Consider the following 26,793-nt stretch of genomic DNA (forward strand, 5'->3'; position numbering starts at 1 on the left):
CAAAGGGGCGGAGGGGAATGGCGAGACTCCTGCGGGAAAAAAGTGCTTGGTGAGACCCCACAGGACGCAGTCCGAGGAGGCTCACCGCGCTCCCGCGGAAAGCGAGCTATTCCCCGCAGCCCCCATCCACCTAACAAAAGTCTCGAAACTGAGTCTTCCACTAAAGGGAGCTTATCTTTAAAAATGGAACATTCATACTTTATGTTTGAAATGGGAGGAGTAGCACGTATTTATGAAAAAAGGGTGCAGACAGACCAGTGATTTTTCGGTAAGCTTGGAAAAGAAGAAAACATGAATGCATCAATGGAAGAAATACAGGAATAGGTAGACGTTCGGTTAGGCAAGGGGGAATATTATATGAATCATCAAGATAAGCGGATGGAAGATCCGCGGTACAAAATTGCCAACAAAGAAGCATTGATTGGAGTTACTCTGGTTGTGGTGAACTTCGTTCTTTGGTATGGCTTTGCTTATGGCCTCGGCTCGGGTCCTGTGGAGGAGTATGACTACATCTTCGGCTTTCCCGCATGGTTTTTTTATAGTTGTATGGCCGTCACGGTCCTGATCTTCCTACTCGTCATTCTAGCAGTCAAATTTTTATTCAAAGAAGTTCAGCTGGATGAGGAGGAGGAAGAATGAACTGGGGTGTTGTCGTACCACTGTTACTATTTTTAGTCATCATCTTTTTTATTGGCTTTTATGCTTCGAAATATCTAAAGTCCAGTGCGGATTTTCTACAGGAATATTTTTTAGGAAGCCGACAGCTTGGTGGGTTCATACTAGCGATGACAATGGTTGCCACCTATGGAAGTGCCAGCAGTTTTGTCGGTGGTCCCGGAGTCGCTTACACAGTCGGTTTGGGCTGGGTGCTGCTTTCCATGACACAGCTTGCGACGGGTTATTTCGTCCTGTCCGTCCTTGGAAAGAAATTTGCCATTATGGCAAGGAAAATCCGTGCCGTCACACTTGTGGACTTCTTGAAGGAACGCTACCAAAGTAAATGGGTGGTCATCCTATCAGCGGCAAGTATTATTATTTTCTTGTTCTCCGCAATGGCGGCGCAGTGGGTCGGAGGTGCCCGCCTGATTGAATCCTTTACAGGGCTTTCCTACACGGCTGCTTTGTTCATTTTCGCCGTTTCCGTGCTTGTGTACGTCATTATCGGCGGGTTCCGTGCTGTAGCGATTACGGATACTGTGCAGGGAGTCATTATGTTTTTCGGTACGATGATCATCCTGATTGGTACGATTATCGCAGGAGGCGGGATTGGAAATATTATCTCTGATCTTGCTGCAGAAAACCTGGATTTAATTTCACCATACGGTGCGGATCGTTCCCTTACGCCGGCTTATGTATCGTCTTTCTGGATTCTTGTCGGGGTTGGTGTCGTCGGTCTGCCGCAAGTTGCCGTCCGTGCCATGAGTTATAAAAGTTCACGTGGGATGCACCGCGCGTTAATTATTGGAACTGTGGTTGTTGGTGTGATCATGCTGGGCATGCACTTGACCGGGGTTTTCGCAAGGTCTGTCCTTCCAGGAATTGAAATCGGTGACACGGTGATGCCGCGGATTGCGATGGAGGTGCTCCCGGCGTGGCTGGCAGGCATTGTTCTTGCAGCCCCGATGGCTGCGATCATGTCGACCGTCGATTCACTGCTCCTGCTTGTTAGTTCAGCGGTGGTGAAAGACGTGTATATGAATTATGTAAATCCTGAAGCAAGTGCGAAGAAGGTGAAACGACTGAGTATTTCCGTCACTGCTGTCATAGGAATTCTCGTGTTTGCCATGGCAATTCAGCCGCCGGATTTACTAATTTGGTTAAATTTATTTGCTTTTGGTGGGCTGGAAGCAGCTTTTATCTGGCCTGTCATCATGGGGTTATATTGGAAAAAAGGAAATGCCAGTGGAGCCATTGCTTCTATTTTGACCGGGGTGGGAAGCTATATTCTATTTCACAGCTTTATGCCGCAGGCGTTTGGGATGCATACAGTGGTCCTGCCCGTACTTTTAAGTCTGCTTGCTTATGTTCTGTTTAGCTTATTGACGATGAAACGGCATAAGAAAATCCAGGAACGTGTGTTCCAAAAAATGTGGAGTGCTTAAATAGGAAAGAGGATGGAGATTGCTCCATCCTCTTTTTTGTGGAATACAATGGATAGACTGTGTTACGGTTTGGATAAATATTGCTCGGGAAATAACACCTTAGGTTCAAAAGTCAGGACGGAGGTTTAATGAATGAAGAACATTTATATGGGGGTTTTAGCTGCTTTTATTTCGTCCACCATCGTAGCCATTGCGTTGAACGTACTATCTGCAGGAGATCTTAATGTTTCAACTCTTATTTTTTTGTACACTCTCCTCGTTTACTTTTTACTGGGAATCCCTCTGTCTATATTCATCGAACATGTACGGTGTAAGCGAAGATGGTGGCAAAGCTTTTCTTATTATATGTTCATAGGTTTGGTGTTAAGCGGCATCGTTCTGCTCACTTCCTCGCTGGAAATGAGAGAGGGATTATGGGTTTCGGCTTTTATCGTAGGGTGTGTTTTTGTGTATGTCATCGTACATCATATTCTTAGTAATGTAAGGAAAATGGGTAGAAAGTATAAAAAGGAGGCCAATGATGGAGCTGGTATTCGTACGCCACGGGGAAGGGGAACATACTGAAAAACCTGATCGATTACATAACCTGCACCCGGAATTGACCATTCGTGGAGAGAACCAGGCGAGAAAGTTGCAGGAAACGTGGCCGCTGGTTTCTGAAGATTTTCTCATCGTCAGTCCGACAGTGAGGACTTTGCAAACAGCTGCTCATTGGAGTGAAGGTATTCCATGCAGGGTGATGGTGAATCCTGCTGTGGGCCCACGTATGTTTCCGCAAAAAAAAGAGTGGGAGACTTTACCCTGTGATCAGATTTTGACTAAAGACCGGGCGGCTGAGGACTTTCCGGACTTCCATTTAGGTGGAAAGCGATGGGCGGAGGGGATCAATGAAATCCCTGAAAAGGAATTTGTAGATGCTGCTTCTGAATTGATTCATTGGTGTAAGCAGCTAGGGAAAGACCGTGTTTTTGTGGTCACACATGATGGTACAATGACAGCTTACAGGCAATGGATGGAAAGAAGAACATTGACTCGTAAAGACTTTCCGAAAGAGACGGGCTGGATAAGGGTAAACGTGTAATAAAGAAGACCGGCTTATCTCTTTGTATTCGTCAGCCAATTCTTTATTTATAAGAGAAGACTCAGAGCTTATTAAGCGCTGAGTCCTTTTTATTATGAACCTATTTTTCTATATTCCTCTGCCATTGGCATCTCTTTTCCTTGAGAAAAGGCACTGATCAGAACGACTAGTCCAACGTTAACGATCAAGCCAAGGATACCTGGATTAATATCCAATGGTGGGGAGTCCGCGACAAGCTGGAAGTAGTAGTTGACGACAGTCCCCGATATTAACCCGGTAATGACAGCAGGTGCCGTGATTTTTTTGGAATACAAAGCACCATAGACACCTGGGGCGAATTGAACGATAGATCCGTAGGCTCCAAGTAGGAGGGCAATCAATCCCTGCCCACCAAACACAGTAATAAAATAGGCAAGACCTCCGATGACGAAGACGCCGATTCTCATAATTAAAAGCGTCGTTTTTGATGAAAGGTCTCTTTTTATGTTGCGGATCAAACCATCTGTGAACTCAAGGGAAGCACTGTGCGTGATGGCATCCGCGGTACTCATAGCAGCAGCAAGGGCCCCAGCTCCGACAAGACCGTACACCCAACCCGGCAACGTGAGAACGGTTGTGATTAGGTAGGGCAGGATTTCATCCGGTGAACCGATTTGATCGGCTTGGATGACGTTAACGGCAGAGAATCCGACAAAAAGAAGCGGGATTAGGAACAAGGCGAACATCGGATAGACGAGTACGGTTTTTTTAATTGTCCGCGCTTTGGTAGCGTAGGATTTTGAAAACAAGTGCGGCCACATGAGGAAGCCGATGGTCGATACAAGAATCGTGGTGGTGTAAGCCATGGTAGACATCGTAGAACCTTCCGCACCGATTTGCAGAAACCCTGGATTGTCCTGCGTCAAATTCCGGAACATGTTCGGGACACTGTCATGAAGCTGATTGACGATCGTTAGTCCGACTGTCCAGGAGATGACGATCATGAGAATCCCTTGAAATACATCAGACCAAGCAGCAGCACGCAGCCCGCCTGTAGCTACGTATACGACGACAATTCCATAAGAAAGCAATGCTCCAAGCCAAAAAGGAATTCGTCCTTCAGTCATGATGTTGAAGATATAGGCCATCCCTTTCATTTGTGTGGCCAAGTACTGGATGGAAGCCAGGAGAGCGACGATACCGATAATCATGGCGATCACACGACTGGAGTAGCGCAGCTGTAAAAATCCAGCGACTGTATAAATGTTATGTTTGCGGCCGATGGCTCCAATTTTCGGTCCGATGATATACCAAGGTAAGATGGCGAAAGCGGTGTATGTGATGATGTACAAGGCAGGTGCACCGCGTGAAAAAGCCCATCCTGGTGCACCAAGGAAAGAGAAGGCACTGAAAACGGCTCCACCCATGAGGAACCACATGACGAACAAACCGAGATTCCCTTTCGCTGTCGTGAACTCTTCTAGTGAACTTTTGTCCTGGTTACGTCCGGCTAAAACACCGATGAATAAAGCGACGACGAGATAACCGATCATCATGATCATTGCAATTTGCCATTGTGCCATTTAGTGGACCTCCTTTTCGTCTTTGTCAGGATCGATTTTGTAAAGGAATAAGACGATGATGAATGTGACAACGATCCAAAAAATGACCCAGAATACCGAAAAGGTAAACCGATAATGAATGGGGTTTCCCTGTTGGCGATGGAGAACAACGGGAAGACGAGAAGTAAAAATGGAATGGCTAGAGAAAGACAGTAAATTTTAATAAACTTTTGCTTCGTCAATGGGCATCCTCCTTTTGTTTTTCATACACGATATCTCCGTTTAAAATTGTCATTTCTACTTGGATGTCTTTTAGTTTGTGGGAGGGACAACGCAAAATGGATTGATCGAGAATAACGAAATCTGCGTACTTGTCTGGTTCTAAGGTTCCTTTCAAACCTTCTTCACCACTGGCATAAGCCCCTGCCCATGTATAAGAGCGGATCGCTTCTTCGACCGTAATGGATTGGTTTTGACCGACAGGGTGGCCGTGTTTGCTTGTCCGATTGACAGCTGCATGGATACCGATCAGCGGATTCACCGTTGTTATCGGACTATCGGAACCGATGGCAAAAGGGATATCCTGCTCTACGTAGCTTTTTAACGGGAAAAAGTGATCAACTCTTTCACCGTAGTCGTTGATATATCCATCTCCGAATTCGTAAAGAAATGCAGGGTTTGGAATGGGAACAGCACGCGTCGCTTTTATCCTTTCTACAAGGTCAGGAGGAGTGATTCCTGCATGCTCAAGTCGGTGACGGTGATCGGTAGATGGCTTGTGATTGAGCGCTCGCTCAATTGTGGTCAGCAGCATATGTACGGCTTCATCCCCCATGGCATGGGCGGTAATCTGCCAGCCTTTTTTATGGGCGGGCAGGAGGTGTTGGTCCAATTCGTTTTGGTCCATATACAAAATGCCAGAATCATTTGGGTTACTTGTATACGGCTCCCGGGTTTTGCATGTGGGGCCGCTGCTGCTTCCATCAATGAAAACTTTCGCAGGACCGATTTTAAACGTGTCGTCACCGAGTCCTGTCATGATTCCGCTTTCGACTCCAGCTTTGACAACGGATGGAGAATCAAAGAGGGAGCCATACATGACATAAACGCGTTGTCTGATCTTTCCTTCTTGTGAACCCTTTTGTAAATAACGGATATGTTTTGTGCCATATCCACCTGCATCATGTACACTTGTTATTCCATTTTGCAAAAAGCGATCCGAGGCCATTTGGAGCCCGAGCATGACCTCGTCTTCTGAATAATCGGCAAGCTGGAACATCTTCATATGAGCGGCTTCCAATAATAGTCCAGTAAGCTCGTCACCATCCCTGTGATAGGTCCCACCAGGTGGGTTTGGTGTTTGTAAATGGATACCTGCCATTTCCAGAGCTTTGCTGTTTACACATGAGATATGACCACAGGTCCGCACAACAATGATTGGATGGGAGGTGGACACTTTGTCCAAATCCCATTTGGTCAAATGGCGATCCTCGAGCAGGTTGTTTTGATTGTATCCCCAGCCGCGAACCCATTCTCCTGAAGGTGTTTGCTCTGCCCGTGTTTGAAGTTTCTCAATGATAGAGTCTATGGAATTCACCTGCTTCATGTTTACCCCGAGCTGATTGGTACCGTACAACTCAAGGTGGGCATGGGCATCATTGAATCCGGGAAGCAGACTTTTCCCATTCAAATTAATAATCTCTGTGTTATCATCGGACCGTTCCATAACTTCGGACGTCGTTCCAACCTGGAGAATCCGCTCTCCTCTGATAGCAAGAGCTTCATAAACCGTACCCGATTGATCGGCGGTTATGACTTCTCCGTTGATGAATACTTTGGTTGCTTTCATTTCTTCTCCCTCCATCTAGGATTGAGCAATTTTTAAGGCTGTATGATAAAGAAGCTCCACACCTTTTTGCATATCCTCCATTTCGGCATATTCCAGCGGGTTGTGACTGATTCCTTTTTCACACCGTACGAAAATCATTCCGTAATCACTGATGTAGGACATGAATAAGGCATCGTGAAAAGGACCGCTCATTAAAGTTGGCGAATCGTAACCGAGTTGTTCGTCTTCTGTTTTCATGATGTCTTTGATCCAGTCTGCGCAATAGCGTGGATCACTGCGGGTATCTTCACTGATCGAGTATTCAAGGTTCAGTTCTTTGCTCGTATGTTCGATGATTTCGTAGAGTTTCTTTTCGAGTTTTGTGCGGGCATCCAAGTCTATATCACGAAGGTCAATCGTGAACTCGACTTTTTCAGGGATGATGTTGCGGGAATTCGGGAAAGTCTGGACACTGCCGACGGTACCGACTGTATTCGGCGTGCCTTCATTGCGGACAAGTTCATTAAACTCTTTTGTAATAATGGAGGCTCCTAAGAATGCATCCTGCCTTAAATTCATCGGGACGGATCCTGCGTGTCCGGCAAATCCTTCAAGCGTCACGGTCAGCCAGATCGGACCGGAAATGGCGGATACGATTCCCACAGGTTTGTCTTGTGATTCGAGAACAGGTCCCTGCTCAATGTGGAGTTCAAGAAATGCTTCAATGTCCCCGGGTTTGTAGACAGGGCTTTGACTCAGATCAGGCTCGACACCAAATTCTCTGAGTGCTTCCAACCGGGTGACCCCATTTTTGTCTTTTCGCTCGAGTTCACCATCTTCAAACTGACCGATGATCCCGCGAACGCCGAAGACGCCTTTATTGAATCGGGAACCTTCTTCGTCTGCAAAGCAGATGACTTCAATCGAGCGATTGGGAGTAATGCCTTCTTCTTTCATGGTATGTACAACTTCGATAGCACCTAAAGCACCTAGCGTTCCGTCAAAGCGGCCGCCATAGGGCTGGGAGTCGATATGTGAACCTAACATGAGAATCGGTTTATCTTTTTCTTTTCCTTCGATACGACCAACTAAGTTTCCAAATCCATCGATATGGGCATCCAGTCCGGCTTCTTCCATCCAAACGCGGACAACATCGACAGCTTCTCGGTCTTCTTTTGAATGTGCGAGTCGACAGACCCCTGTTTCTCCAATCTTTCCGATTTTGGCCAGGGTTTCGATGTGTTCCTGAAATCTTTTTTGATTAATCTTCAAGTTGGATCTCCTCCTTGTTTTAACTAACTATATCAAGTTCATAATTGTCTGACAATTGACAAAATGTTAAATGGTTCGTTAGGAAGGAGCGGTAGAAAGAGGTCATCTTGTACAAGTTGTCGGTTAGGAGGCCAAGTTTATAGAGGACTGGTTTTTTTGAGAGGAGGAAGAGTGCCGTTTATTGAAGAAGAGATATAAAGAGGGGGATCAAGAATGAATGCTCAAGAGAATGCCACACGATTGAAGCAATGGGCGCACAAAGCAGGACTTGGATTGCATACTGAAAAAATCATCATTCGGTATATATGGAATCCTGGTGGTTTTGTGAACCAGTCCTATCAAATTAGCGATGGGAAGAAACGCATGCATGTGAAATTCGCCAAAGAGAACCATATGGACAGGCTGAAACAATGGGCACGTCTTCATGATTATTTGAGAGAAAATTACCATGCACCTAAGCTGCTGCTGGAAATCCATAAAACCGTCATCCCGGGCCGCCCTTATGGCCTTGTGTTTGACTTTTTCGAAGGAAGAGCATGGGACGGGGGTGCGGGTACGGATGAAATCCTATCAAAAGTAAGTCAGCTGCATGGAGATTCAAAGCTGAAAAAAGAGCTTGAAGCGGGGGAGCAGACTTGTGCTGATGCCATGACCGAAACGTATATCCGTCGATTAAGGGAAGATCTGCATATCATCAACTCTCATAGAGCAAGCTTACCTTTTGTAAAAATGAACACCTTTGATTGGTTTCACGAAGTGACAGATGATTTGGAAAAGGAAATTCAACAGTCCATTCATTTTCAACGTCCAGCAGAAGATGTCGTTCACAATGACCTGAGTCAGCAAAATATCTTAGTGAATGAGAAGGAGTTCTGTATCATTGACTGGGATGATCTTACTCTTGGTGACGCCGCAGCGGATTATGCATCTTTGCTTTGGCCTTGGTTTGGTACCGATGAGTGGCCGATGTGGGAGGAAAAAGTGAGAGTACTTGCAGGTGATGCTGTGGTTAAGCGGATGGAGCTTTATTTTAAAGCGAAATTATTAGATGACATCATAGATGTGCTTGCGGATTATGTAGAAGCTGAGAAATTTCCTGAGGTAAAAGAGCAAACACAACAAAGAGCAAAAGCCACTCATCTTATGGCGCTTGAAATATATAAGGCGCGGTATGAGAAGTCTTCTCTATGATTAATCGCCTACTTAAGAAGGGTCACAGAATTAACGAGCATGTTTGTCTCTCTTTTTACATATCCTACTAGTAATAGAGGATCATTTAGGGAGTGACAAAATGGGTTTCACATATGGAAAAGATGAACTGATCGGAGACCTGCAGCAGGTGTTTGCCAGACACAATGTCCAATCCATCCGAGTCAAAGAGCCCGGTACGTTGTTCCGTGTGGAGTCAGATGGTTCACTCACCATTGGAATCGGGGCGACGATTACATCGTTCGAGCGTCAGCCAGACGAAAAACAGGCGCCAGCATTAAAAGTGATAAATGGGAAGAAAAAATGACGAAAAGTCCTGGGCAGGGGGATGTCCAGGACTTTTCTATGTGACATAGTGTGTATGATTATGCTTTTTTCCAGTACGCGGCTTCCTTACTGGAGCGAAGAGGTGGGAACGTATCGCCATTGCTCAATTCGATATGTTTCTCATCCTCTGTTACATTGTTATTTTTACGACCATCCACTAAACCATCAAATTCGTAAGTACCTGCTTCTGGAGCTTGTTCACCTGTTTTGTAACGATCAGCCATTTAGAAATACATCCTTTCGAATTTGTTTTTGTTGTGCGCACATAAGCTATATATCCGCATTCGTCAGAGTGAAAACCTCTTTTTGTAAAAATGTTACATTTGGAGGAGTTTTTAATTCCAGGACTTGTCGTTTGACAACTACACCATAAGTTTATAAGATGTATCACGTTGGATAGTTTGTGTAGCAACATCTCGAATTACGGACATAAAAATGATCCTGTGTTCGAATAGATATCATTCGTTCCCTTTTCACTTACAGTTGCTGTAACAACTAATATATATAAATGGAGGTTCACACCATGACAAAAGTACTTTTCGTAAAAGCTAATTCCAGACCAATGGAACAGTCTGTGAGCGTCAAACTTTATCACACATTCTTGGATAACTATAGAAAGGTCCACCCGGAACATGAAATAGAGGAGCTTGACTTGTTCGAGGAAAACCTGGACTACTATGACAATGATAAGATCAATGGCATGTTTAAGCTTGCTAAAGGTATGGAGCTTACTCAAGCCGAAATCGAAGCGACGAATACGGTAACAGCCTACTTGGATCAGTTCCTTGAAGCTGACAAAGTCGTTTTTGCATTCCCGCTTTGGAATTTCACCATTCCTGCTGTGCTGCACACGTATTTCGACTACCTCGCTCAGGCTGGTCAGACTTTCCGCTATACAGAAGAAGGACCTGAGGGACTGCTTCCGGATAAAAAGGTAGCCCTGTTAAATGCACGCGGCGGTGTTTATTCAGAAGGCCCGGCGAAATCTGCAGAGATGGCTGTGAATTATGTTGAAAATATCCTGCAATTCTGGGGAGTTAAAGATATTACGACCCTAGTGATAGAAGGGCATAACCAATTCCCTGATCGCGCAGAAAAAATCATTGAAGAAGGTTTGGAAGAAGCCGCAACTACAGCTGCTTCCTTCTAATTCATGATCAAGAATACAAAAAAGGCATCCTAATCGGGATGCCTTTTTTTATTTGGGATAAAATGCAAGACCTGGTACGGAAGAATCTGTAAGACCTGGTCAGACATTTTATGGAATGATTTCCGTACAATCTTGGGAAACTATGGGGAGAAGCTGGGTCGGAAAGGGGTTAGGGATGAGAGAGTTGTTTGTCTTATTGAAAAAAGGAAATAAACCAGCATTATGGGCAAGCATCATTAACGCTACGATTGCCGTGATTAAGGGCATAGCATACTTCATTACTGGAAACGTGGCGATGTTTGCGGAGATGATGCACAGCATAGGCGACATGGCCAATCAATTCTTTGTATTTATAGGCTCTGCCCTTAGTAAAAAAGCACCGACTGACAAATTTCCGAATGGGTTTGCCCGGCTTGTAAACCTGGTTTTGCTTGGTGCTGTCATTATCGTTGGCATTTTGGCTTATGAAACGATCAAAGAAGGGATTCATCACATTCTTCATCCTCCTGAAGCAGGCTCCTGGCTGTGGCTGAACTTAACGGTGTTAGGAGTTGCTGCGATTCTAGAGTCTTTTGTTTTGTACAAAGCCATGAAAGAAGTTGTCAAAGACATCGGAGAGGCGGATGTCAAAGGAATGGAGGTTGTAAAAGTGAGCCTCGCCAATCTCGGTCGAGCAAAACCGGCGACAAAACTGGTTTTCCTTGAAGATATGGTCGCAACATCGGGGGCGCTCATTGCGATGATTTCCATTCTTATTGCCACCTATACACCATTTCATACAGCTGAAGGTTATGCATCTGTCATCATCGGTGTGATGTTGTTTTATGTAGTTGGGCGTATATTCTTAGACAATGCAGCCGGGGTGTTAGGGGTGGCGGATGAAGAAATGGAAGAGAAAATCGGAGAGTTTGTCTTTGAGCACCCTGAAGTTCGCGATATCAAAAAGCTAATGGTGATGAAAGAAGGGGAAGAACTGCATGTCGAATTGAAACTGGAGTTCGATCCGGAAATGTCCATAGAAAAAATCGATCAAGTGCTTGGTGGCCTTGAGAAGAAAATTCTAAACCAGCGTGGGGTAAAAGAAGTGATTATTGAATCAGATGAAGATGATCATCAATTATCTTGGGACCCAGATAAAAATGAAGTTTAATGGCTTGGGAATTACTGTAAGACCTGGTGTGGAAGAAAATGTATGACCTGGTACAGAAAAAATATGGAAGGATGAGGTGGGAGTATGGGTAAGGATCAGTACGATAAGGTGGAGTCGGATATTATGACGCATGGCCACAATCCTTATGAGATTGTGAAGGGTCTACTGAAGGAATCGGTGGAGACGTTGGGGTTTCATGAAAACATCTATCATTTGTTGAAAAAACCGATGCGGGTGTTTGAAGTTTCCATTCCAGTGAGGATGGACGATGGACGGATTGAAAATTTCACCGGGTATCGGTCACAGCATATGGATATTCTCGGACCGACCAAGGGCGGAATCCGTTTCCACCCAGATGTTAATTTAGATGAAGTGAAGGCGCTCTCTATCTGGATGTCATTGAAATCAGCGATTATCGACCTTCCTTTAGGAGGAGGAAAAGGTGGGGTTATTGTTGACCCTGATCAGTTATCGGAAAATGAATTGGAAAGCTTGAGTCGAAACTACATTAAGAAAATCACTCCAATCATCGGACCCCAGAAAGATATCCCGGCCCCGGACGTGAATACAAATCCGAAAGTCATGGGATGGATGATTGACGAGTTTGATCAGCTTCGAGGATACAACATTCCGGGTATGCTGACTGGGAAACCGGTTGTTTTAGGTGGATCGCTTGGCCGTCTTCAAGCAACGGGGCGCGGGGTCGTATTTACGATACGGGAAGCATGTAAAGTTCTGGGAATTGAAATGACAGAAGCCACCGCGGCCATTCAAGGGTTCGGGAACGTAGGTAGCATGACAGCAAAATTCTTGCATGAACTGGGTGTGAAAATTGTAGCGGTCACCGATGCTAAAGGGGGCGTCTATAAAGAAGGTGGTCTCGATATTCCGGATTTGCTTGCTTTCACGAACAATGGAGAAAACTATGCTTCCTCTTATGAAAAAGCAGAACCGATCACGAATGAAAAGATGTTCAGCCTTCCTGTTGATATTCTCATCCCTGCAGCCATTGAAAATCAGGTGACAGAAGAAACAGCACCGACCATTCAGGCGAAAATTCTCGCCGAAGCAGCCAATGGTCCCACAACCCCGGCTGGCGATAAAATCCTTGAAGAAAAAGGGATCTTCGTCATTCCTGATATTCTTTGCAATGCTGGCGGCGTGACGGTTTCCTATTTCGAATGGGTCCAGAATAATATGAATTACTACTGGAAAGTAGATGAAATCAATAAGCAATTAGAAGAGAAAATGCTGACAGGCTTTGAAAAGGTCATACAGATGAAAGAAGAAAAAGGGTGCCGGATGCGTGATGCTGCATATATGGTAGGCATCAGCCATCTCGTCAAAGCGATGGATGCTCGTGGCTGGATTGGAGAAAAAGATCGTACTTCATAAAAAAAGCTGCTGTCCGGATTGTCGGACAGCAGCTTTTTTACCCATTCAGCCTTATTCCATAAAACTTCAGTTCAGTCATATCCTCAAGCGCGTATTGGACACCTTCCCGGCCGATACCGCTCTTTTTCACACCACCATACGGATGGTTGTCCTGACGGTAGGTGGACATTTCATTGATCCAGACTCCACCCATTTCCAGTTGATCGGCTACACGAAAGGCCCGATCAATATCCCTGGTGAAAATGCCGGCCTGCAGTCCATAAATGGAGTCGTTGGACTGGTGGACGACTTGGTTTTCTGATGAAAATGGAATGACAGAAACGATGGGAGCGAAAACTTCTTCTGCGATAATCTTCATGTCGCTTTTGACGTTTGTCATAATGGTTGGTTTCAATAACGTACCATCCCGTTCACCACCTGTTTCCACTTTCGCGCCATTGTCTACCGCATCATCGATCCACATTTTCGCTCGTTGTGCTTCATCTTCATTAATCATTGGTCCAAAGTCCGTATCCTCGTTCATTGGGTCACCGATCTTCAGCGCTTCTGTTTTCTCAATAAACGCACTCAAAAAACGTTCGTAGATATTCTGGTGCACATAAATTCGCTGAGCCGATATACAAACCTGTCCTGAAAAAGCAAAAGCCCCTTTGACTAGACTTGAAACTGCATAATCCAGGTCAGCATCTTCAAAAAGAATGTTCGGACTGTTGGAGCCAAGTTCTAATGTTACTTTTTTAAAACCAGCATTCTCTCGGATCGTTCGTCCGACAGGGAGGCTCCCGGTAAACGTAACCTTATGGATTTTATCATGCTTGACAAGAGGGTCCCCGATTTCTTTTCCTGTTCCGAGCAGGAAGTTCAGCGCGCCTTTGGGAAGTCCGGCTTCATGAAGAAGCTGAACAAGTTTATAGGCCGAGACCGGCGTTTTCTCTGCTGGTTTCAATACAATTGTGTTGCCCGCTGCAATGGCAGGAGCCACTTTATGCAAGGTTAAGTTTAAAGGGAAATTGAACGGTGTGATGGCTGCGACCACACCGAGCGGGACACGTTTCGTGAACCCGATCCGGTTTTCGCCGCCAATCGCTGCATCCATCGGAATCACTTTCCCTTCGATGTGCTTCGCTTCTTCTGCAGCAAAGCGGAGGACCTGAACCGAACGCTGCACTTCCCCCTGGCTGAATTGTAGTGGTTTGCCAGCCTCTTTCGTGATGGTTTCGGCAAAATCATCTTTACGCTCTTCTAAAAGTTCCGATGCTCTTAAAAGAATATCTGCCCGGTCATGGGCAGGCATTTTTTTCATCGTCTGATGGAAAGTGTCGTAGCTAATATCAATCGCTTTGTTCAAGTCGTCTTCGTTAGCTAAAGCGAGTTCTGCCACGATTTCCTCGTTGTAAGGATTTTTAACAATCATGATTTCCCGAGAGTCTTCCTGATATTCTTCACCATTGATAATGGAACCGATTTTCATGTGTTCACCTCATTCACATGTTATATTTTTTAATTTCTCTGTGAGCTTCATGTTTTCACTGTAGTCCACCGGGCAGTCAATCAACACAGGTTTGTTCATGGAAACGGCCTTTTCCAGCGCATGACGCAGGTCTGCCGTTTGATCTACTCTCAACGCTTCCATGCCGAAAGATTGTGCCAGTTTGATAAAATCCGGGTTTCCGAATTCAATGTTGGAAGGTCTCTCGAACTTTTTCAGCTGATGCCATTCAATCAAACCATAGCCATCGTCTCTCCATAGGAGAATGATGATCGGGAGGTTCAGTCTTACGGCTGTCTCGAGTTCTGCACCTGTCATTAGAAAGGAACCGTCCCCGCAAACTGCGACAACGTTACGGTCAGGAGAGGCCATTTTGGCTGCAATCGCACCCGGCACCGCTACCCCCATCGAAGCCAGTCCATTCGAGATGAGGCAGGTATTCGGCTCTGAGGTATGATACATGCGGGCCATCCACATTTTGTGAGCCCCTACATCTGAAATTACGATATCTTCATCACCCATGATGCTCCTCAAGTCCGCAATGATTTTCTGTGGTTTAAGCGGAAAGGCTTCGTCCTCTTTATATTGTTCATACTCATCGAGGATATTTTTGCGAATGGATGTCGCCCACTCAAGGTTTCTTTCTTTTGCCGGAACTGCTTCAACTAATTGTCTCAGGTTTTCTTTGATATTACCTACGACGTTTAAGGCTACAGGGTAATAGGCATCGATTTCAGCTTCTTCTGTATCGATATGCAAAATTGGTGTTTTACCGGTCGGATTCCAGTTTTGAGGTGGCGTTTCGGCCATGTCAAAACCGATGGGAATGATCAGGTCAGATGCCTGAAATCCACATGTAATATGGTCCTTTCCGCTTAAACCTGCTGTAAGAAGGCTGAGTTCATGCTTCCAGGATAAAGCTCCTTTCCCCATAAACGAGTGAACGACGGGGATGTTTGCTTTCTCTGCTAACGCTTGAAGTTCACCTGTTGCCTTTTCCCTGGTAATTCCATTCCCGGCTAAAATCAGAGGCTTTTCTGCCTTGGAAAGCAGGCTGACGGCTTCTTTAATAACCTTTTCATCGGCTTGCGGAAGGGAATGGCCGGTGATGGGAAGTGGTTCGCCCGTCACTTCCATGCTTGCCACATCTTCAGGTAGATCAATATGTGTCGCTCCTGGTTTTTCCTGTATCGCCAGCTGATACGCTTTTCTCACGACTTCAGGGACGATTTCACCTGTTTTAATCTGTGCATTCCATTTGGTTACAGGTGCGTAGATGTCGACAAGATCGTAGTATTGATGGGAGATTTTGTGTTGACGATTCAACCCCGCCTGACCAGTAATTGCAATCAATGGACAATGATCCATATTTGCGTTCGCCACACCAGTCAAAAGGTTCGTTGCCCCAGGGCCAAGCGTGGCCAGGCAAACGCCGGGCTTACCTGTCAACCTGCCGTATGTGCCCGCCATAAAAGCTGCGCTCGTTTCATGACGTGTTGTAATGAACTCGATAGAAGATTCCAGAAGGGCATCCATAACATCGATGTTTTCTTCTCCTGGCACACCAAAGATATATTCGACCCCTTCGTTTTCCAAGCATTTGATCAAAAGTTGTGCAACGTTCATGTTTTTTCCTCCTTGTCGCTCTTATTTTGCGTAAGGACGAGTCAACTTATGAGAAAAAAGAATCCTGATTTGACAAGGGATGAATTGGTTATTTTAGATTTGTCATGTCTCCTTTGACAAAGCTGCATTTAGATTGTCTTGAGAACAGGGGTGTAACCGCTTTATCATAAAAGTACAGAAAAAGAGAACAAACGAGACGAGGAGGAACTCTCATGAGTGAGAAAAAACAAACAGGTGCAAGAGCACGTGTTCAGCGGTTCGGAAGCTTTTTGAGCGGAATGATCATGCCGAACATCGGAGCATTTATTGCCTGGGGTATAATTACGGCTTTATTTATTCCAGATGGATACCTTCCTAATGAAGATTTAGCAGAAATGGTCGGTCCCATGATCACTTACTTGCTGCCATTATTGATTGGTTTTACAGGTGGACGATTGGTTCACGGACTTCGCGGTGGTGTCGTCGGTGCGACTGCTACGATGGGGGTCATCGTAGGTGCGGACATCCCGATGTTCCTTGGTGCGATGTTGATTGGTCCACTTGGCGGTCTTGCGATCAAATGGGTGGATAAACTTTTTGAAGGTAAAATCAAGTCCGGATTTGAAATGCTTATAAACAACTTCTCTGCTGGAATTGTTGGAGCAATTCTTGCGATGATCGGCTATTATGTAATCGGGCCGATTATGTCAGGACTGACGAACATCTTAGGTTCTGCCGTTGAAGCATTAGTCAATGCGGGTTTACTGCCGCTTGTTAACATTTTCATAGAACCAGCGAAAATTTTATTCTTAAACAATGCGATTAACCACGGAATTCTAAGTCCTATTGCTGTGGATCAGACACAGGAATTAGGAAAATCAATTCTATTCTTACTTGAAACAAACCCGGGTCCTGGATTAGGAATTCTTCTGGCCTTCAGTATCTTTGGAAAAGGGATTTCCCGCCAGACAGCACCTGGGGCTGCCATCATTCACTTCTTTGGTGGTATTCATGAAATTTATTTCCCATATATCTTGTCGAAGCCGGCCTTGATTTTAGCGGCTATTGCCGGTGGTGTAACTGGAACAACAACATTCGTAGCTTTCGGTGTCGGTTTGACGGCGACTCCATCCCCAGGAAGTATTGTCGCGCTTATGCCATTGACCGCCAGAGGCGATCACCTTGGTGTAATTGCAGGTGTTCTGCTTGCGACACTGGCATCATTCATCGTCGCTTCCTTGATTCTTAAATTCAGTAAGAACGATGAGGAAGAAGATTTGAACGAAGCTACAGCGAAGATGGAACAGATGAAAGGAAAGAAAAGCTCTGTTTCCGGTCAGTTGAATTCTCAGGAAGAAGAACAAAAAGAAGAGGCAACGGCAGGGGTTTCGGATAGAAAAACAGAGGTCGTTCCATCTGTAGACCGCAGCAATGTTGATAAAATCATTTTTGCTTGTGATGCGGGAATGGGATCCAGTGCCATGGGTGCATCTCTCTTGAAAAACAAATTCAAGAAAGCCGGCATTCAAATTGATGTCACGAACATGGCAATCAATGATCTGTCAAGTGATGTGGATATCGTTATCACCCACAAGGATTTGACGGAACGTGCCGTGCAAAGGGTACCAAATGCTCACCACATCTCTGTTGATAATTTCCTAAACAGTCCGAAGTATGATGAACTCGTGAACGAACTTAAGTCTGAATAAAATGACAAAGGCCTGATCGCATGATCAGGCCTTTAGGTTCTGTTTCAAGGTTTGAACTTTTAAAATAGTTCTTAAATCGCTAATAAGAGATCATAGGGTATTTTCAAATGTCGAAGTCACCGATAAATGTCTCAATAGCCCGCTGATAAACGTAGGAAAGTCACCGATAAATAACCAACAGTCACTGATAAATGCATAAAACCCACCGATAAATGTTCAAAACCCATGGATACATGCCACGGACGTTGATTACCTAAATAGTTATGCCATTTTTAATAGGTTTTTAAATTTTGTCACATCGGTTGTGACGAAGATGACTTTTCTAATCATTGAAAACCCTTACGACGCAACCTATGATGGAGATATAGAAACAATAGTTATTAAATCTTGTCCTTGAAGGAGGTGGATCGGAGATGTATGTAACAGGTCGTGAAAGAAAAATTATAGATCGCCTGCTGGACCTGGAAAATCAAGTGACTTTGAAACAATTGGCCGAAGAGCTGGATATCAGCACAAGAACAGTTCATCGGGATCTGAAGGGGATTGAGGACCTTCTTGCCGAAAGAGACTTGTCGCTCATGAAAGAGTCCGGGGGCGTTCTTTTGGTAAAAGGTTCTGTAGATAAGAAGAATGCACTGAGGCTGGAGTTAAGCAAGCAGGCTTCCGTGGATTATACGCCTGAGGAACGTCATGTCTTGATTTTGTCGAAGCTCTTGGAAACCCGGGAACCTGTCAAGCTTGTAGCAATAGCAAATGATCTCGGTGTCACGGTAGCAACCATCAGTCACGACCTCGATAAAATTGAAGATCACCTCAAGGACTTTCAGCTGAAGCTTGTACGAAAAAGAGGGTATGGCGTCGAAGTAATCGGGGAAGAGTCAGGCATACGAGAAGCCATCAGTCAGTTGATTATGACTCATATGAACGAGCTGGATTTTTTCTCCATGGTCAGACAGAACATCCAGGGAGGGAATCAAGCGGTTGAAGATTCTTTATCTGCGCAGATGCTGGATATCGTAAATAAAGAAACCCTGGCTCTGATTGAATACCATGTCGATGAGTTGCGCAATGATTTATCGTATCCTCTGGCTGATAGCGCTTATATTGCATTAGTTGTCCACCTTGCTTTAGCGATTGAACGCATGCAGCAGGGGGAAAAGATTCACATTGATGATACGCAGTTGGAAAAGCTTCGCTCTACCAAGGAATATTCTTTTGCAGAAGGTTTGATTGCTCAACTGGCTGGAGAGTTTCAACTTTCCATACCAGAAGCTGAGACAGGATATATTACGATGCATTTGATGGGGGCGAAGGCGAGATACAACCGTGATTCTTTGCTTGAAGAATCAAGTATGAGCATTGCTTTTAAGGCGAAACAGCTGATTGCTAAGGTCTCACGGCGTGTAGGGATGGATTTCAACAAATATGATCGATTAATGAATGACCTGGTTGTTCATCTGAAACCTAGCGTTTACCGATTGCAGCATAACATGGAAATCGAAAATTCATTTACTGATCAAATGGAGGAAGATTACCCGGTCTTGTTTGAGGAAGTCCAAAAATCGATACAGGAAGTCTTTCCAGAATTGCAATTTCCGCGTGAAGAAACCGCTTTTGTCGTCATGCATTTTGCATCTGCACTTTTAAACATGGAAGGCGTGGCTGGAATCCATGTACTCGTGGTTTGTTCAAGTGGAATTGGAACGGCGAAAATACTGGCCGCTAAGCTTCAAAAGAAGTTTAACGAAATTGAACAGATTGAACATCACTCTTTATTTGATCTGAAGGGAATGGATATTTCTCAATATGACTTAATCGTTTCGACCATTCCTCTTGCTGACGTAGAGTCGTATGTCCAGGTAAGTCCTGTTTTACCTCAGAAGGACATTCACAAAATCGAGCATGCGATCAGAAGAGTGCGTGTGACGAAACAATTGAAAAAACCGGTGGAGACTCAGCCGAACGAAAATAAAGAGTCGCTACAGGTCATTAAAGATAAAGTAAGGGCTTATGAACGCTATGCCAGTAACATTGGAAAAGTTCTTGACCACCTTCTTGTAACAAATATAGGAGCTGCCCATGTGGAAAGTGCACTCGATGAGGCGGTTCACCTTTTGAAAGAAAATGGAACCGTTATAGCAGTAAATCCTATCGTCAACCATTTATTGGAAAGGGAAAAAGCGGGCGGATTGGGTATCCCGGACACAAGACTTGCGTTGTATCACGCACGTAGCTCTTCCATTGAACAACCTTCCTTTTCTGTTCATATTTTGAGGGAACCACTGAAAGTTCTGGGGATGGACGGAGAAGAGATGCCCATTAAAACAATGCTGCTTATGATCGCTCCTGAAGCTCCGAGTCAGGAAGGGTTGGAAACGCTTAGCTTAATAAGTTCTCTGATTATAGAAGATGCAGAGTGTACCACGATTTTAGAATCCGAAAATGAGGAGAACATCCTCCATTATATAGCTAATAAACTTTACACATTTTTAAAATCTAAAGAATAAGGGAGTTTTTATAATGTTTACAAACATTTTGAAAAAAGAGAACATCGAGTTGAACAAGAGCTTGTCAACGAAAGAAGAAGCCATCCGCTATGTAGGCGGCATTCTGAATGAACAAGGCTATGTAGATAAGGCTTACATCGAAGAAATGCTGAAACGGGAGGAAATCACTTCCACTTTCATGGGGAACTTCGTAGCGATTCCACACGGTACAGAAGATGCGAAGAAATCCGTCAATGAGACAGGAATTTCTGTCGTCACGGTACCAGAAGGCGTCGATTTCGGAGACGGAAACATCGTAAAGCTGCTGATTGGTATTGCAGGAAAAGGAAATGAACATTTGGAAATCCTTTCTCAAATCGCTATTGTATGTTCAGAGGAAGAAAATGTTGAAAAGCTCATTCTAGCAGAAACGAAGGAAGAAGTTCTTCAGACGTTCAGCGAGGTGGAGTAAAATGAAAGCTGTTCACTTCGGAGCAGGGAATATAGGACGAGGGTTTATCGGCGCACTTCTTGATCAGTCTGGTTACGAGACCATTTTTGTTGATGTGAATGAAGAGCTGATTCATCTATTGAATGAACGTAATCAGTATCAAGTGAAACTGGCTGGAGACGATTCTGCGATTGAGGTTAGGAATGTCAGTGGTTTGAATAGTATAAAACAGCCACAAGAGGTTGTGAAAGCTATCACTCAAGCTGATCTTGTCACGACCGCGGTTGGACCTAACATTCTTCCGGTCATTTCAAGGCTGCTGGCAGAAGGGTTGGAAAAGCGCATGGAAGGTCAAGCGGGATCCTTGAACGTTATTGCTTGTGAAAACATGATCGGGGGGTCTGAAGTACTGAAGCAGCATGTCATGGAAAACATGGATGAAGCCTTCCATAATACATTGGAAGATACCGTTGGATTTCCGAATGCAGCCGTAGACAGGATCGTTCCGGATCAGCACAATGAAGATCCTTTGACAGTTAAAGTGGAACCGTATTATGAATGGGTGGTTGAAACTCCCACAATAAAAGGAGCACAGCCTGAAGTGGAAGGGATCACCTATGTGGAGAACCTGACACCATACATTGAGCGGAAATTGTTCACGGTCAATACAGGTCATGCAGCAGCCGCCTATCTTGGAAGCTATTATGGTCATTCGACGATTAAAGACGCGATGGATGATCATAGGGTTAAGGAAAAGGTTGAAGGCGCATTGAGTGAAACCGGTGCCGTCCTTATTGAGAAATATGGATTCGGCAAGGATCAGCATGGAGGCTATATAGAACAAATCATCAAGCGTTTCTTGAATCCGGATTTGTCAGACGAAGTCACACGTGTAGGCCGTGGCCCGATTCGTAAGCTGGGGCCGAAAGACCGTCTTGTACAGCCGGCTGTAGAATATTTAGAGCGGCTGGAAAAGGATCCGAACCATTTGGTAGAAATCATAGCTGCAGCATTGAGCTACAGAAATGAAGCAGATCCTGAAGCTAAAGAGCTGCAGGATAAAGTCCAGGAAAATAGACCTGGAAGTGCTTTTCAGGATATTTCTGAACTAAGCCATGATCATCGTTTAGTCCAATTGGTAGACCGAAAGTATAAAGAGATGAACGAATAAAACAACCTCCCCACAGACAACTCTGTGGGGAGGTTTTGTCTTACATATTTTGGTGTACCAGGTATTACATATTATTCCAATTACATAGATCCTCTGCAAAGAAAATAAGCCCTGAGCTGTTGGCTCGGGCTTTATTTGATCCGGTCGTCCCGTTCTTCATCGGGAATGAGGGGACAGGTAGGGCAGCATTTTGATTTGTCAGCGTCATGAAGCATGTATTTCATGCAGCAGTGCCGTCGGACATAAGTTTCTTTTCCGTTCGCCGCCTGATAGAATCGGAATTTGAAGTGAAGAGGGTTCCTGTGGTTTTCCTCGAACAGTTCATGGGTCGTGAACCAGCGGAACACCGTTTCTGTCCATTCGTCTTCCTGGTCTTTCATAATCGCATATTTTCGTTGATGAAGGTTGTGAGAGACAATGGAACGCATATGTGTCGTTTTGCATTTGGACACTTGAGCAACGGTTTGGAACAATGGCTGCAGGTGCTGAGTAATGAAAGTGTGTACATATTCTTTTATTTTGTCTTCCGACAAGTCCGCGATTTTGTGAACAGCCGAATCGTCGATCATGTAATTCATTACGTTTTTCTCTCTCATTTCAATGCTGATATTTTCCGGGCTTGCATCAATCACAATTCCATGGTTGATCATCGATTCAAACAACCCCATGGTGAGGACGGAATACATTTTTCCAAACAAAAGACCAGTGATTGCCAGATTAGGGGCATCCAGTCGATCTTTTTGTATATCAAGCAACTCTTTCATCATTTTTTTATTTTTTATGAGCTCATCGACTTTGTAATGAGAACGGTCCTTGTACTCAGAACCAACAAAGATGCGATGATTGTTCTGAATTTGTTCAAATACTCGTTTCATATCGATGTCTCCTGTTAGTAAGCTTTATTTTTGCTGATAACTGTTTTCAATTATAAAATAAAACCAATCTTACAACAACTTCAGGAGCATAATGGACATGGACTTGGGAGTAAGCTAAAGTTATGAACGCGAATAAGTCCGATTATGATTCACTGTTTTAGGGAATAGGAGGATTTACAATACTACATCATTCCTCCACGGAGGTGAAATTCATGGAAACCATGAAACTTTTACAAAGAAAATTACCTGGCTACGAAATAACCTTTTTAGAAAAGTTGAAAGAAGCGGATACCCTTACTTTACATCAGTTGATTCAAGCAGTTTTTCGGGAGCGTGTCGTGCCTCACGAGTGGAGGAACCATGGAAATACTTTAGTTCTTTCCATTAACGATGGAGAACTTCACGTACCTGTTTCCAATCTTTACATATTTCAACACATGGATATTGATGGAGACCTCCAGTTTGTGGATCGAGAGGGAAATCAAGCCTTGGTCGATAAGTCCGAAACTTGTTTAGAACTGCTTTTCCCGGGAAATGATCGATCTGATTTTTATAGAGAAATTCTCAACAGTGTGACGAACCTGGCGCTGGCTTTTACAGTTGCGGACCATAGAAGAAAACAAATCGAAAACCTGGCAGAAGATGCATTTTCTTATGCAGCTTCTCAAAAAAGCCCGCTGACTTTTTTCGAGCAGTGGGTCATCCAGGGGCATACCATTCACCCATGCAGCCGAACAAGAATGGGCCTTTCACCTGAGGATGTCACTCGTTATGCTCCGGAGTGGGAAGGGAAACCGGACGTGCTGCCGCTGCTCGTTCATAAAGATCGTTATCATATGACATCAAAAAATGGTGAGAGCACAAAGTCCATCCTTTTGGAGGAATACCCACCGTTGAAAAAAGCTTTTCAAAACGTTTGTGAAACTCATGATTTAGTGGCTGATGATTATGAAATTATTCCGATTCACCCATGGCAGTGGGAACATACCATCACAACCTATTATAAGGAAGATATAGAAGGAAAATTACTACTTCTGCTTAATGAAGTCACGCTTCCGACTTCCGCGCTCATTTCATTCCGGTCGCTTGCACCTCTCAATGATCGCGCTAAGCATCACATTAAGACAGCGGTCAATGTCCAGATGACAAGCGCGGTCCGGACTGTTTCAGCGGCATCAACAAAGAATGGACCGACACTATCCCGACTCTTGCAAACCATCTTCGATCGTGATGAGGGGCTGTCACGTTCTCTCTCCGTCATGGGGGAGGAGGTCGGTATTCACTATAAGCCCGCCCGGGAAGAAGACAGGAATTTCCTTCAAAAAAATGCGGCGGCAATTTTGCGGGAAAACCCGGAGAAAGGTTTGGGGCGGGATGAAGTAGCGCTCCCAGCCGCATCTTTACTGGCGCCTTCTCCATTTTCAGGCAAGCTGATTGTTGAAGAAGCGGCGGGCGTCTATCCATCTCCCGAAGCGTTCATCTATGATTATGCGAAGACAGTACTGCCGGGTGTGCTTCAGTTAATTACAAAATATGGAATCAGCATGGAGGCCCACCTGCAGAACTGTGTCGTCATTTTTGAAAAAGGAACACCTAAAAAGGCGGTACTTCGTGATTACGGAGGCATCCGAATCATGAACGAACGCTTAGAGCAGTACTTTGATCAACAACCGATCGATCCAAGCACGAATTTACTGACAAAAGACCGGTCTGAGTTATTGGATGTTTTCTCGCATGCGCTTTTCCATAATCATTTAGGAGAGATCATCGTCGCACTTGCCAGACGAACTTCTGTAATGGAAGAAAAAATGTGGAGGAAAGTCGAGCAGGTCATCCACGAAACTTATGAACAAATGAAAGAGGATGAACAAATTCATGCGGAAGCTCTGCTTGATAAAGAGGAAATTCTTACGAAACCGACGAAAATGAAGGCCTTGGTGAAAATGCGTTTGTCAGACCAATATACTGACAATCTATATGTGGAAATCCCTCATCCTTTTGCCAGGCGAAAAGAGGTGAAACAGAATGATTCTGCCCTTAACTGAGCGTATAAAAGACCTTGGCCTGCATAAAGAAGAGGACAAGGTTTATCAATTCTTAAAGAGTGCGCATCCTGCTCATGCCGAGCGTTTCTGGGGGTGCCGGGACGAAGCAAGAAAAGGCCTCCTGTTAAAGCTCGCGAATTCCATTATTCGTGAGAACATTGATGAGGTTTATTCGGATGCTGTTATGTTGGATGGGAAAGGTTCTTCTTTGTCTAGAAAAATGAATGAAGGTGGAGACGCTACGCTGGATAAAGAGCAACCCCATTTGATGGTGGAAAAACAGGGGAATAAAATCTTGTTCCCTGTTTTGAATCGATCGGCATTCCGCTTTGTCGAAGTGGATGTGCCTTTGCTTATGGAGGCCAAGCGGGTTCGTCCTGTATCTTCTGCTACAGAGCTTTTGTTTCTTTTGTTTAACAAAAAAGATTACTCCAATCTTGAAACCTTTGTCGAGGAGTTGAATAATGGCACCGCAAATCTTGCGCTGGCCCTCACTTTTTATGAGGAATGGAAACAGACGGTCCGAAGGGAAGCGGTGAACCTTGATGTCGGAACGTCCATTGAATACGTGTTGGAAAAAGGGGAAGAAGCCCATCTGTTCTTCGAGCAGCTCGTTGTTGAAGGGCACCATCTTCATCCTGGGGCTAAGACGAAACTTGGGTTGACTTATGAAGATACTTTTCGTTATTCCCCGGAGTTTCATCAGACGTTTCCTATCCGTATGGCTGCCGTGAAAAAAACATTGGTGTTGAGTACAGGTACATCGTTCGAAGCCAGTTTTCCTGAAGCATCTGAAGAAGGGAAAAAGGAGCTAAAGGATCGTGGATACGTGGAGGATTTATACACGATTTTACCTGTTCATCCCTGGCAGTTCGAACATGCCATCCCTGATATTTATCAAAAGGAAATCAAAGAAGGAGAAGTGGTCCTGTTATCTTCACGGCCGATGAATGCAGAGGCGACTTCATCGTTCCGGACGGTGGCACCCAGAAAGAAAGAAGCACCTGTGTTGAAGCTTGCGGTAAATAGTCAGATGACATCAACCGTCCGTTCGATCTCGACTCAGACAGCGATGAATTCCACTGTTTTTTCAAAAATGATTCAGGAAATCAAAGATAGGGAACCTCTCTTGGGTTCTTTTGTCCCCTTAAATGAATGGGGTGGGGCGGCTTTCCGATCTGAGGAGCAGTTGAAAAGCCGTAATTTGACGACGTTAATCCGTGAATCTCTTCACCCCCACCTGGAAGATGGGGAAGTAGCGGTTGCGGGAATGAGCTTGTATGCGCAATCCCCAGTTAGTGGCCTGACGATTCTGCATGAGCTTGTCCAGGAATTTCAGAAGAAGCATCATCTCAGTCGGAACGAAGCGTCCAAGGAGTTTTTCTGTCATTATATTCAAAAGGTCCTCCCGTGCTATATGACAATGATGGTGAAGTATGGTGTTGCGTTGGAAGGGCATCTGCAGAACAGTGTTCCTGTGTTCAGGAATGGTCGTTTAACCCGCTTTTTCTTCCGGGACTGGGGAGGAACGAGAGTTTATCCGGAACGTCTTCGGAAACAAGGGATTCGTCCGAAGTTTGCCGCTGATTCAGTGAGTGTGTCGAACGATCGTTCTTCGATGCATAATAAGTTGTATTACACCGTATTTCAAAACCATTTGGGAGAAATCATCCGTCAGCTCGTTCGATATTCAGGATTAGCGGAAGAAACCTTTTGGTTAGAAGTGAAAAGAGTGGTAAAGGAAGAGTTGGATCGGCTGTCCCGAGTGAAGGATCTGACCACCCAAGTGGCAGAAGATCGAACCTTTTTATTCCAGCCGACGGTCATGCATAAGTCATTGACTCAAATGAGGTTGAGCAATAGTAAAGGGGATGCTTACACGGAAGTGCCGAATCCTTTAGCTTAAA

22 protein-coding genes are annotated in these 26,793 nt (G+C 44.7%); 15 read left to right on the top strand and 7 right to left on the bottom strand.

What is annotated here, in order from left to right; all coding sequences use genetic code 11:
- The first annotated feature begins 357 nt into the window (after positions 1-357).
- From VKA52_RS17980 to VKA52_RS17995, 4 genes are all read left to right on the top strand, one after another.
- Entirely contained in the window at positions 358-639 is a 282-nt protein-coding gene (locus tag VKA52_RS17980) for a YhdT family protein (RefSeq protein ID WP_326316692.1), read from the top strand.
- Positions 636-2,102: a sodium/pantothenate symporter gene (panF, locus tag VKA52_RS17985; RefSeq protein WP_326316693.1), complete on the top strand. Its 1,467-nt coding sequence runs from the start codon at positions 636-638 to the stop codon at positions 2,100-2,102. The genes VKA52_RS17980 and panF overlap by 4 nt, the downstream gene beginning before the upstream one ends.
- A 132-nt stretch (positions 2,103-2,234) precedes the next feature.
- Complete coding sequence (locus VKA52_RS17990; RefSeq protein ID WP_326316694.1) at positions 2,235-2,666, top strand: hypothetical protein; 432 nt, start codon at positions 2,235-2,237, stop codon at positions 2,664-2,666.
- Entirely contained in the window at positions 2,623-3,183 is a 561-nt protein-coding gene (locus VKA52_RS17995; RefSeq protein ID WP_326316695.1) for a histidine phosphatase family protein, read from the top strand. Before VKA52_RS17990 ends, VKA52_RS17995 begins: the two co-directional genes overlap by 44 nt.
- Before the next feature lie 92 nt (positions 3,184-3,275).
- On the opposite strand, the gene VKA52_RS18000 is transcribed toward VKA52_RS17995, so the two are convergent.
- The 3 genes from VKA52_RS18000 to VKA52_RS18010 form a co-directional block, all read right to left on the bottom strand.
- Positions 3,276-4,745, bottom strand: a complete 1,470-nt coding sequence (locus tag VKA52_RS18000; protein ID WP_326316696.1) for a sodium:solute symporter family protein — start codon at positions 4,743-4,745, stop codon at positions 3,276-3,278.
- A 217-nt stretch (positions 4,746-4,962) separates the two neighbouring features.
- Positions 4,963-6,573: an amidohydrolase gene (locus tag VKA52_RS18005; protein WP_326316697.1), complete on the bottom strand. Its 1,611-nt coding sequence runs from the start codon at positions 6,571-6,573 to the stop codon at positions 4,963-4,965.
- Positions 6,574-6,588: 15 nt separating this feature from the next.
- Positions 6,589-7,824, bottom strand: a complete 1,236-nt coding sequence (locus tag VKA52_RS18010) for a Zn-dependent hydrolase (protein WP_326316698.1) — start codon at positions 7,822-7,824, stop codon at positions 6,589-6,591.
- A 213-nt stretch (positions 7,825-8,037) separates the two neighbouring features.
- On the opposite strand from VKA52_RS18010, the gene VKA52_RS18015 reads away from it, so the two are divergent.
- Both VKA52_RS18015 and VKA52_RS18020 read left to right on the top strand, forming a co-directional pair.
- Complete coding sequence (locus VKA52_RS18015) at positions 8,038-9,015, top strand: aminoglycoside phosphotransferase family protein (protein ID WP_326316699.1); 978 nt, start codon at positions 8,038-8,040, stop codon at positions 9,013-9,015.
- A 100-nt stretch (positions 9,016-9,115) separates the two neighbouring features.
- Positions 9,116-9,340, top strand: coding sequence for a hypothetical protein (locus VKA52_RS18020; protein ID WP_160912169.1), 225 nt, complete (start codon positions 9,116-9,118; stop codon positions 9,338-9,340).
- Positions 9,341-9,398: 58 nt separating this feature from the next.
- On the opposite strand, the gene VKA52_RS18025 is transcribed toward VKA52_RS18020, so the two are convergent.
- The gene (locus VKA52_RS18025) at positions 9,399-9,584 is read right to left on the bottom strand and encodes a YjzC family protein (protein ID WP_160912171.1); all 186 of its coding nucleotides are present in this window, start codon (positions 9,582-9,584) and stop codon (positions 9,399-9,401) included.
- A gap of 299 nt (positions 9,585-9,883) precedes the next feature.
- On the opposite strand from VKA52_RS18025, the gene VKA52_RS18030 reads away from it, so the two are divergent.
- From VKA52_RS18030 to VKA52_RS18040, 3 genes are all read left to right on the top strand, one after another.
- A complete protein-coding gene (locus VKA52_RS18030) occupies positions 9,884-10,510 on the top strand; it encodes an FMN-dependent NADH-azoreductase (protein ID WP_326316700.1) in 627 nt (208 codons plus the stop codon).
- A 175-nt stretch (positions 10,511-10,685) separates the two neighbouring features.
- Entirely contained in the window at positions 10,686-11,660 is a 975-nt protein-coding gene (locus VKA52_RS18035; protein WP_160912175.1) for a cation diffusion facilitator family transporter, read from the top strand.
- 84 nt (positions 11,661-11,744) lie between these two features.
- A complete protein-coding gene (locus VKA52_RS18040; protein ID WP_326316701.1) occupies positions 11,745-13,055 on the top strand; it encodes a Glu/Leu/Phe/Val family dehydrogenase in 1,311 nt (436 codons plus the stop codon).
- 37 nt (positions 13,056-13,092) lie between these two features.
- On the opposite strand, the gene VKA52_RS18045 is transcribed toward VKA52_RS18040, so the two are convergent.
- Complete coding sequence (locus VKA52_RS18045) at positions 13,093-14,526, bottom strand: aldehyde dehydrogenase family protein (RefSeq protein ID WP_160912177.1); 1,434 nt, start codon at positions 14,524-14,526, stop codon at positions 13,093-13,095.
- A gap of 9 nt (positions 14,527-14,535) precedes the next feature.
- Positions 14,536-16,170 (bottom strand): acetolactate synthase large subunit, encoded by a 1,635-nt coding sequence (locus VKA52_RS18050; RefSeq protein WP_326316702.1) that lies wholly within the window; start codon positions 16,168-16,170, stop codon positions 14,536-14,538.
- Between the two features lie 212 nt (positions 16,171-16,382).
- Between VKA52_RS18050 and VKA52_RS18055 the strand changes: the two genes are divergently transcribed.
- The 4 genes from VKA52_RS18055 to VKA52_RS18070 all read left to right on the top strand — a co-directional run bounded on the left by VKA52_RS18055 (position 16,383) and on the right by VKA52_RS18070 (position 21,966).
- Complete coding sequence (locus VKA52_RS18055; protein ID WP_326316703.1) at positions 16,383-17,858, top strand: PTS mannitol transporter subunit IICB; 1,476 nt, start codon at positions 16,383-16,385, stop codon at positions 17,856-17,858.
- A 413-nt stretch (positions 17,859-18,271) separates the two neighbouring features.
- On the top strand, positions 18,272-20,365 hold the full coding sequence (locus VKA52_RS18060; protein ID WP_326316704.1) for a BglG family transcription antiterminator: 2,094 nt from the start codon (positions 18,272-18,274) through the stop codon (positions 20,363-20,365).
- Positions 20,366-20,378: 13 nt separating this feature from the next.
- Positions 20,379-20,816 (top strand): PTS sugar transporter subunit IIA, encoded by a 438-nt coding sequence (locus tag VKA52_RS18065; protein ID WP_326316705.1) that lies wholly within the window; start codon positions 20,379-20,381, stop codon positions 20,814-20,816.
- Position 20,817: 1 nt separating this feature from the next.
- A complete protein-coding gene (locus VKA52_RS18070) occupies positions 20,818-21,966 on the top strand; it encodes a mannitol-1-phosphate 5-dehydrogenase (RefSeq protein ID WP_326316706.1) in 1,149 nt (382 codons plus the stop codon).
- Between the two features lie 131 nt (positions 21,967-22,097).
- Here VKA52_RS18070 and VKA52_RS18075 read toward each other — a convergent pair whose 3' ends face one another.
- Positions 22,098-22,841, bottom strand: a complete 744-nt coding sequence (locus VKA52_RS18075) for an IucA/IucC family C-terminal-domain containing protein (protein ID WP_326316707.1) — start codon at positions 22,839-22,841, stop codon at positions 22,098-22,100.
- 212 nt (positions 22,842-23,053) lie between these two features.
- Here VKA52_RS18075 and VKA52_RS18080 point away from each other — a divergent pair, with 212 nt between their 5' ends.
- Positions 23,054-24,886, top strand: coding sequence for an IucA/IucC family protein (locus VKA52_RS18080; protein ID WP_326316708.1), 1,833 nt, complete (start codon positions 23,054-23,056; stop codon positions 24,884-24,886).
- Positions 24,867-26,792: an IucA/IucC family protein gene (locus VKA52_RS18085; protein ID WP_326316709.1), complete on the top strand. Its 1,926-nt coding sequence runs from the start codon at positions 24,867-24,869 to the stop codon at positions 26,790-26,792. Before VKA52_RS18080 ends, VKA52_RS18085 begins: the two co-directional genes overlap by 20 nt.
- The last annotated feature ends 1 nt before the right edge of the window (position 26,793 follow it).

This window comes from Halobacillus sp. HZG1, assembly GCF_035818575.1.
In the GTDB taxonomy this organism is placed as follows: domain Bacteria; phylum Bacillota; class Bacilli; order Bacillales; family Halobacillaceae; genus Halobacillus; species Halobacillus litoralis.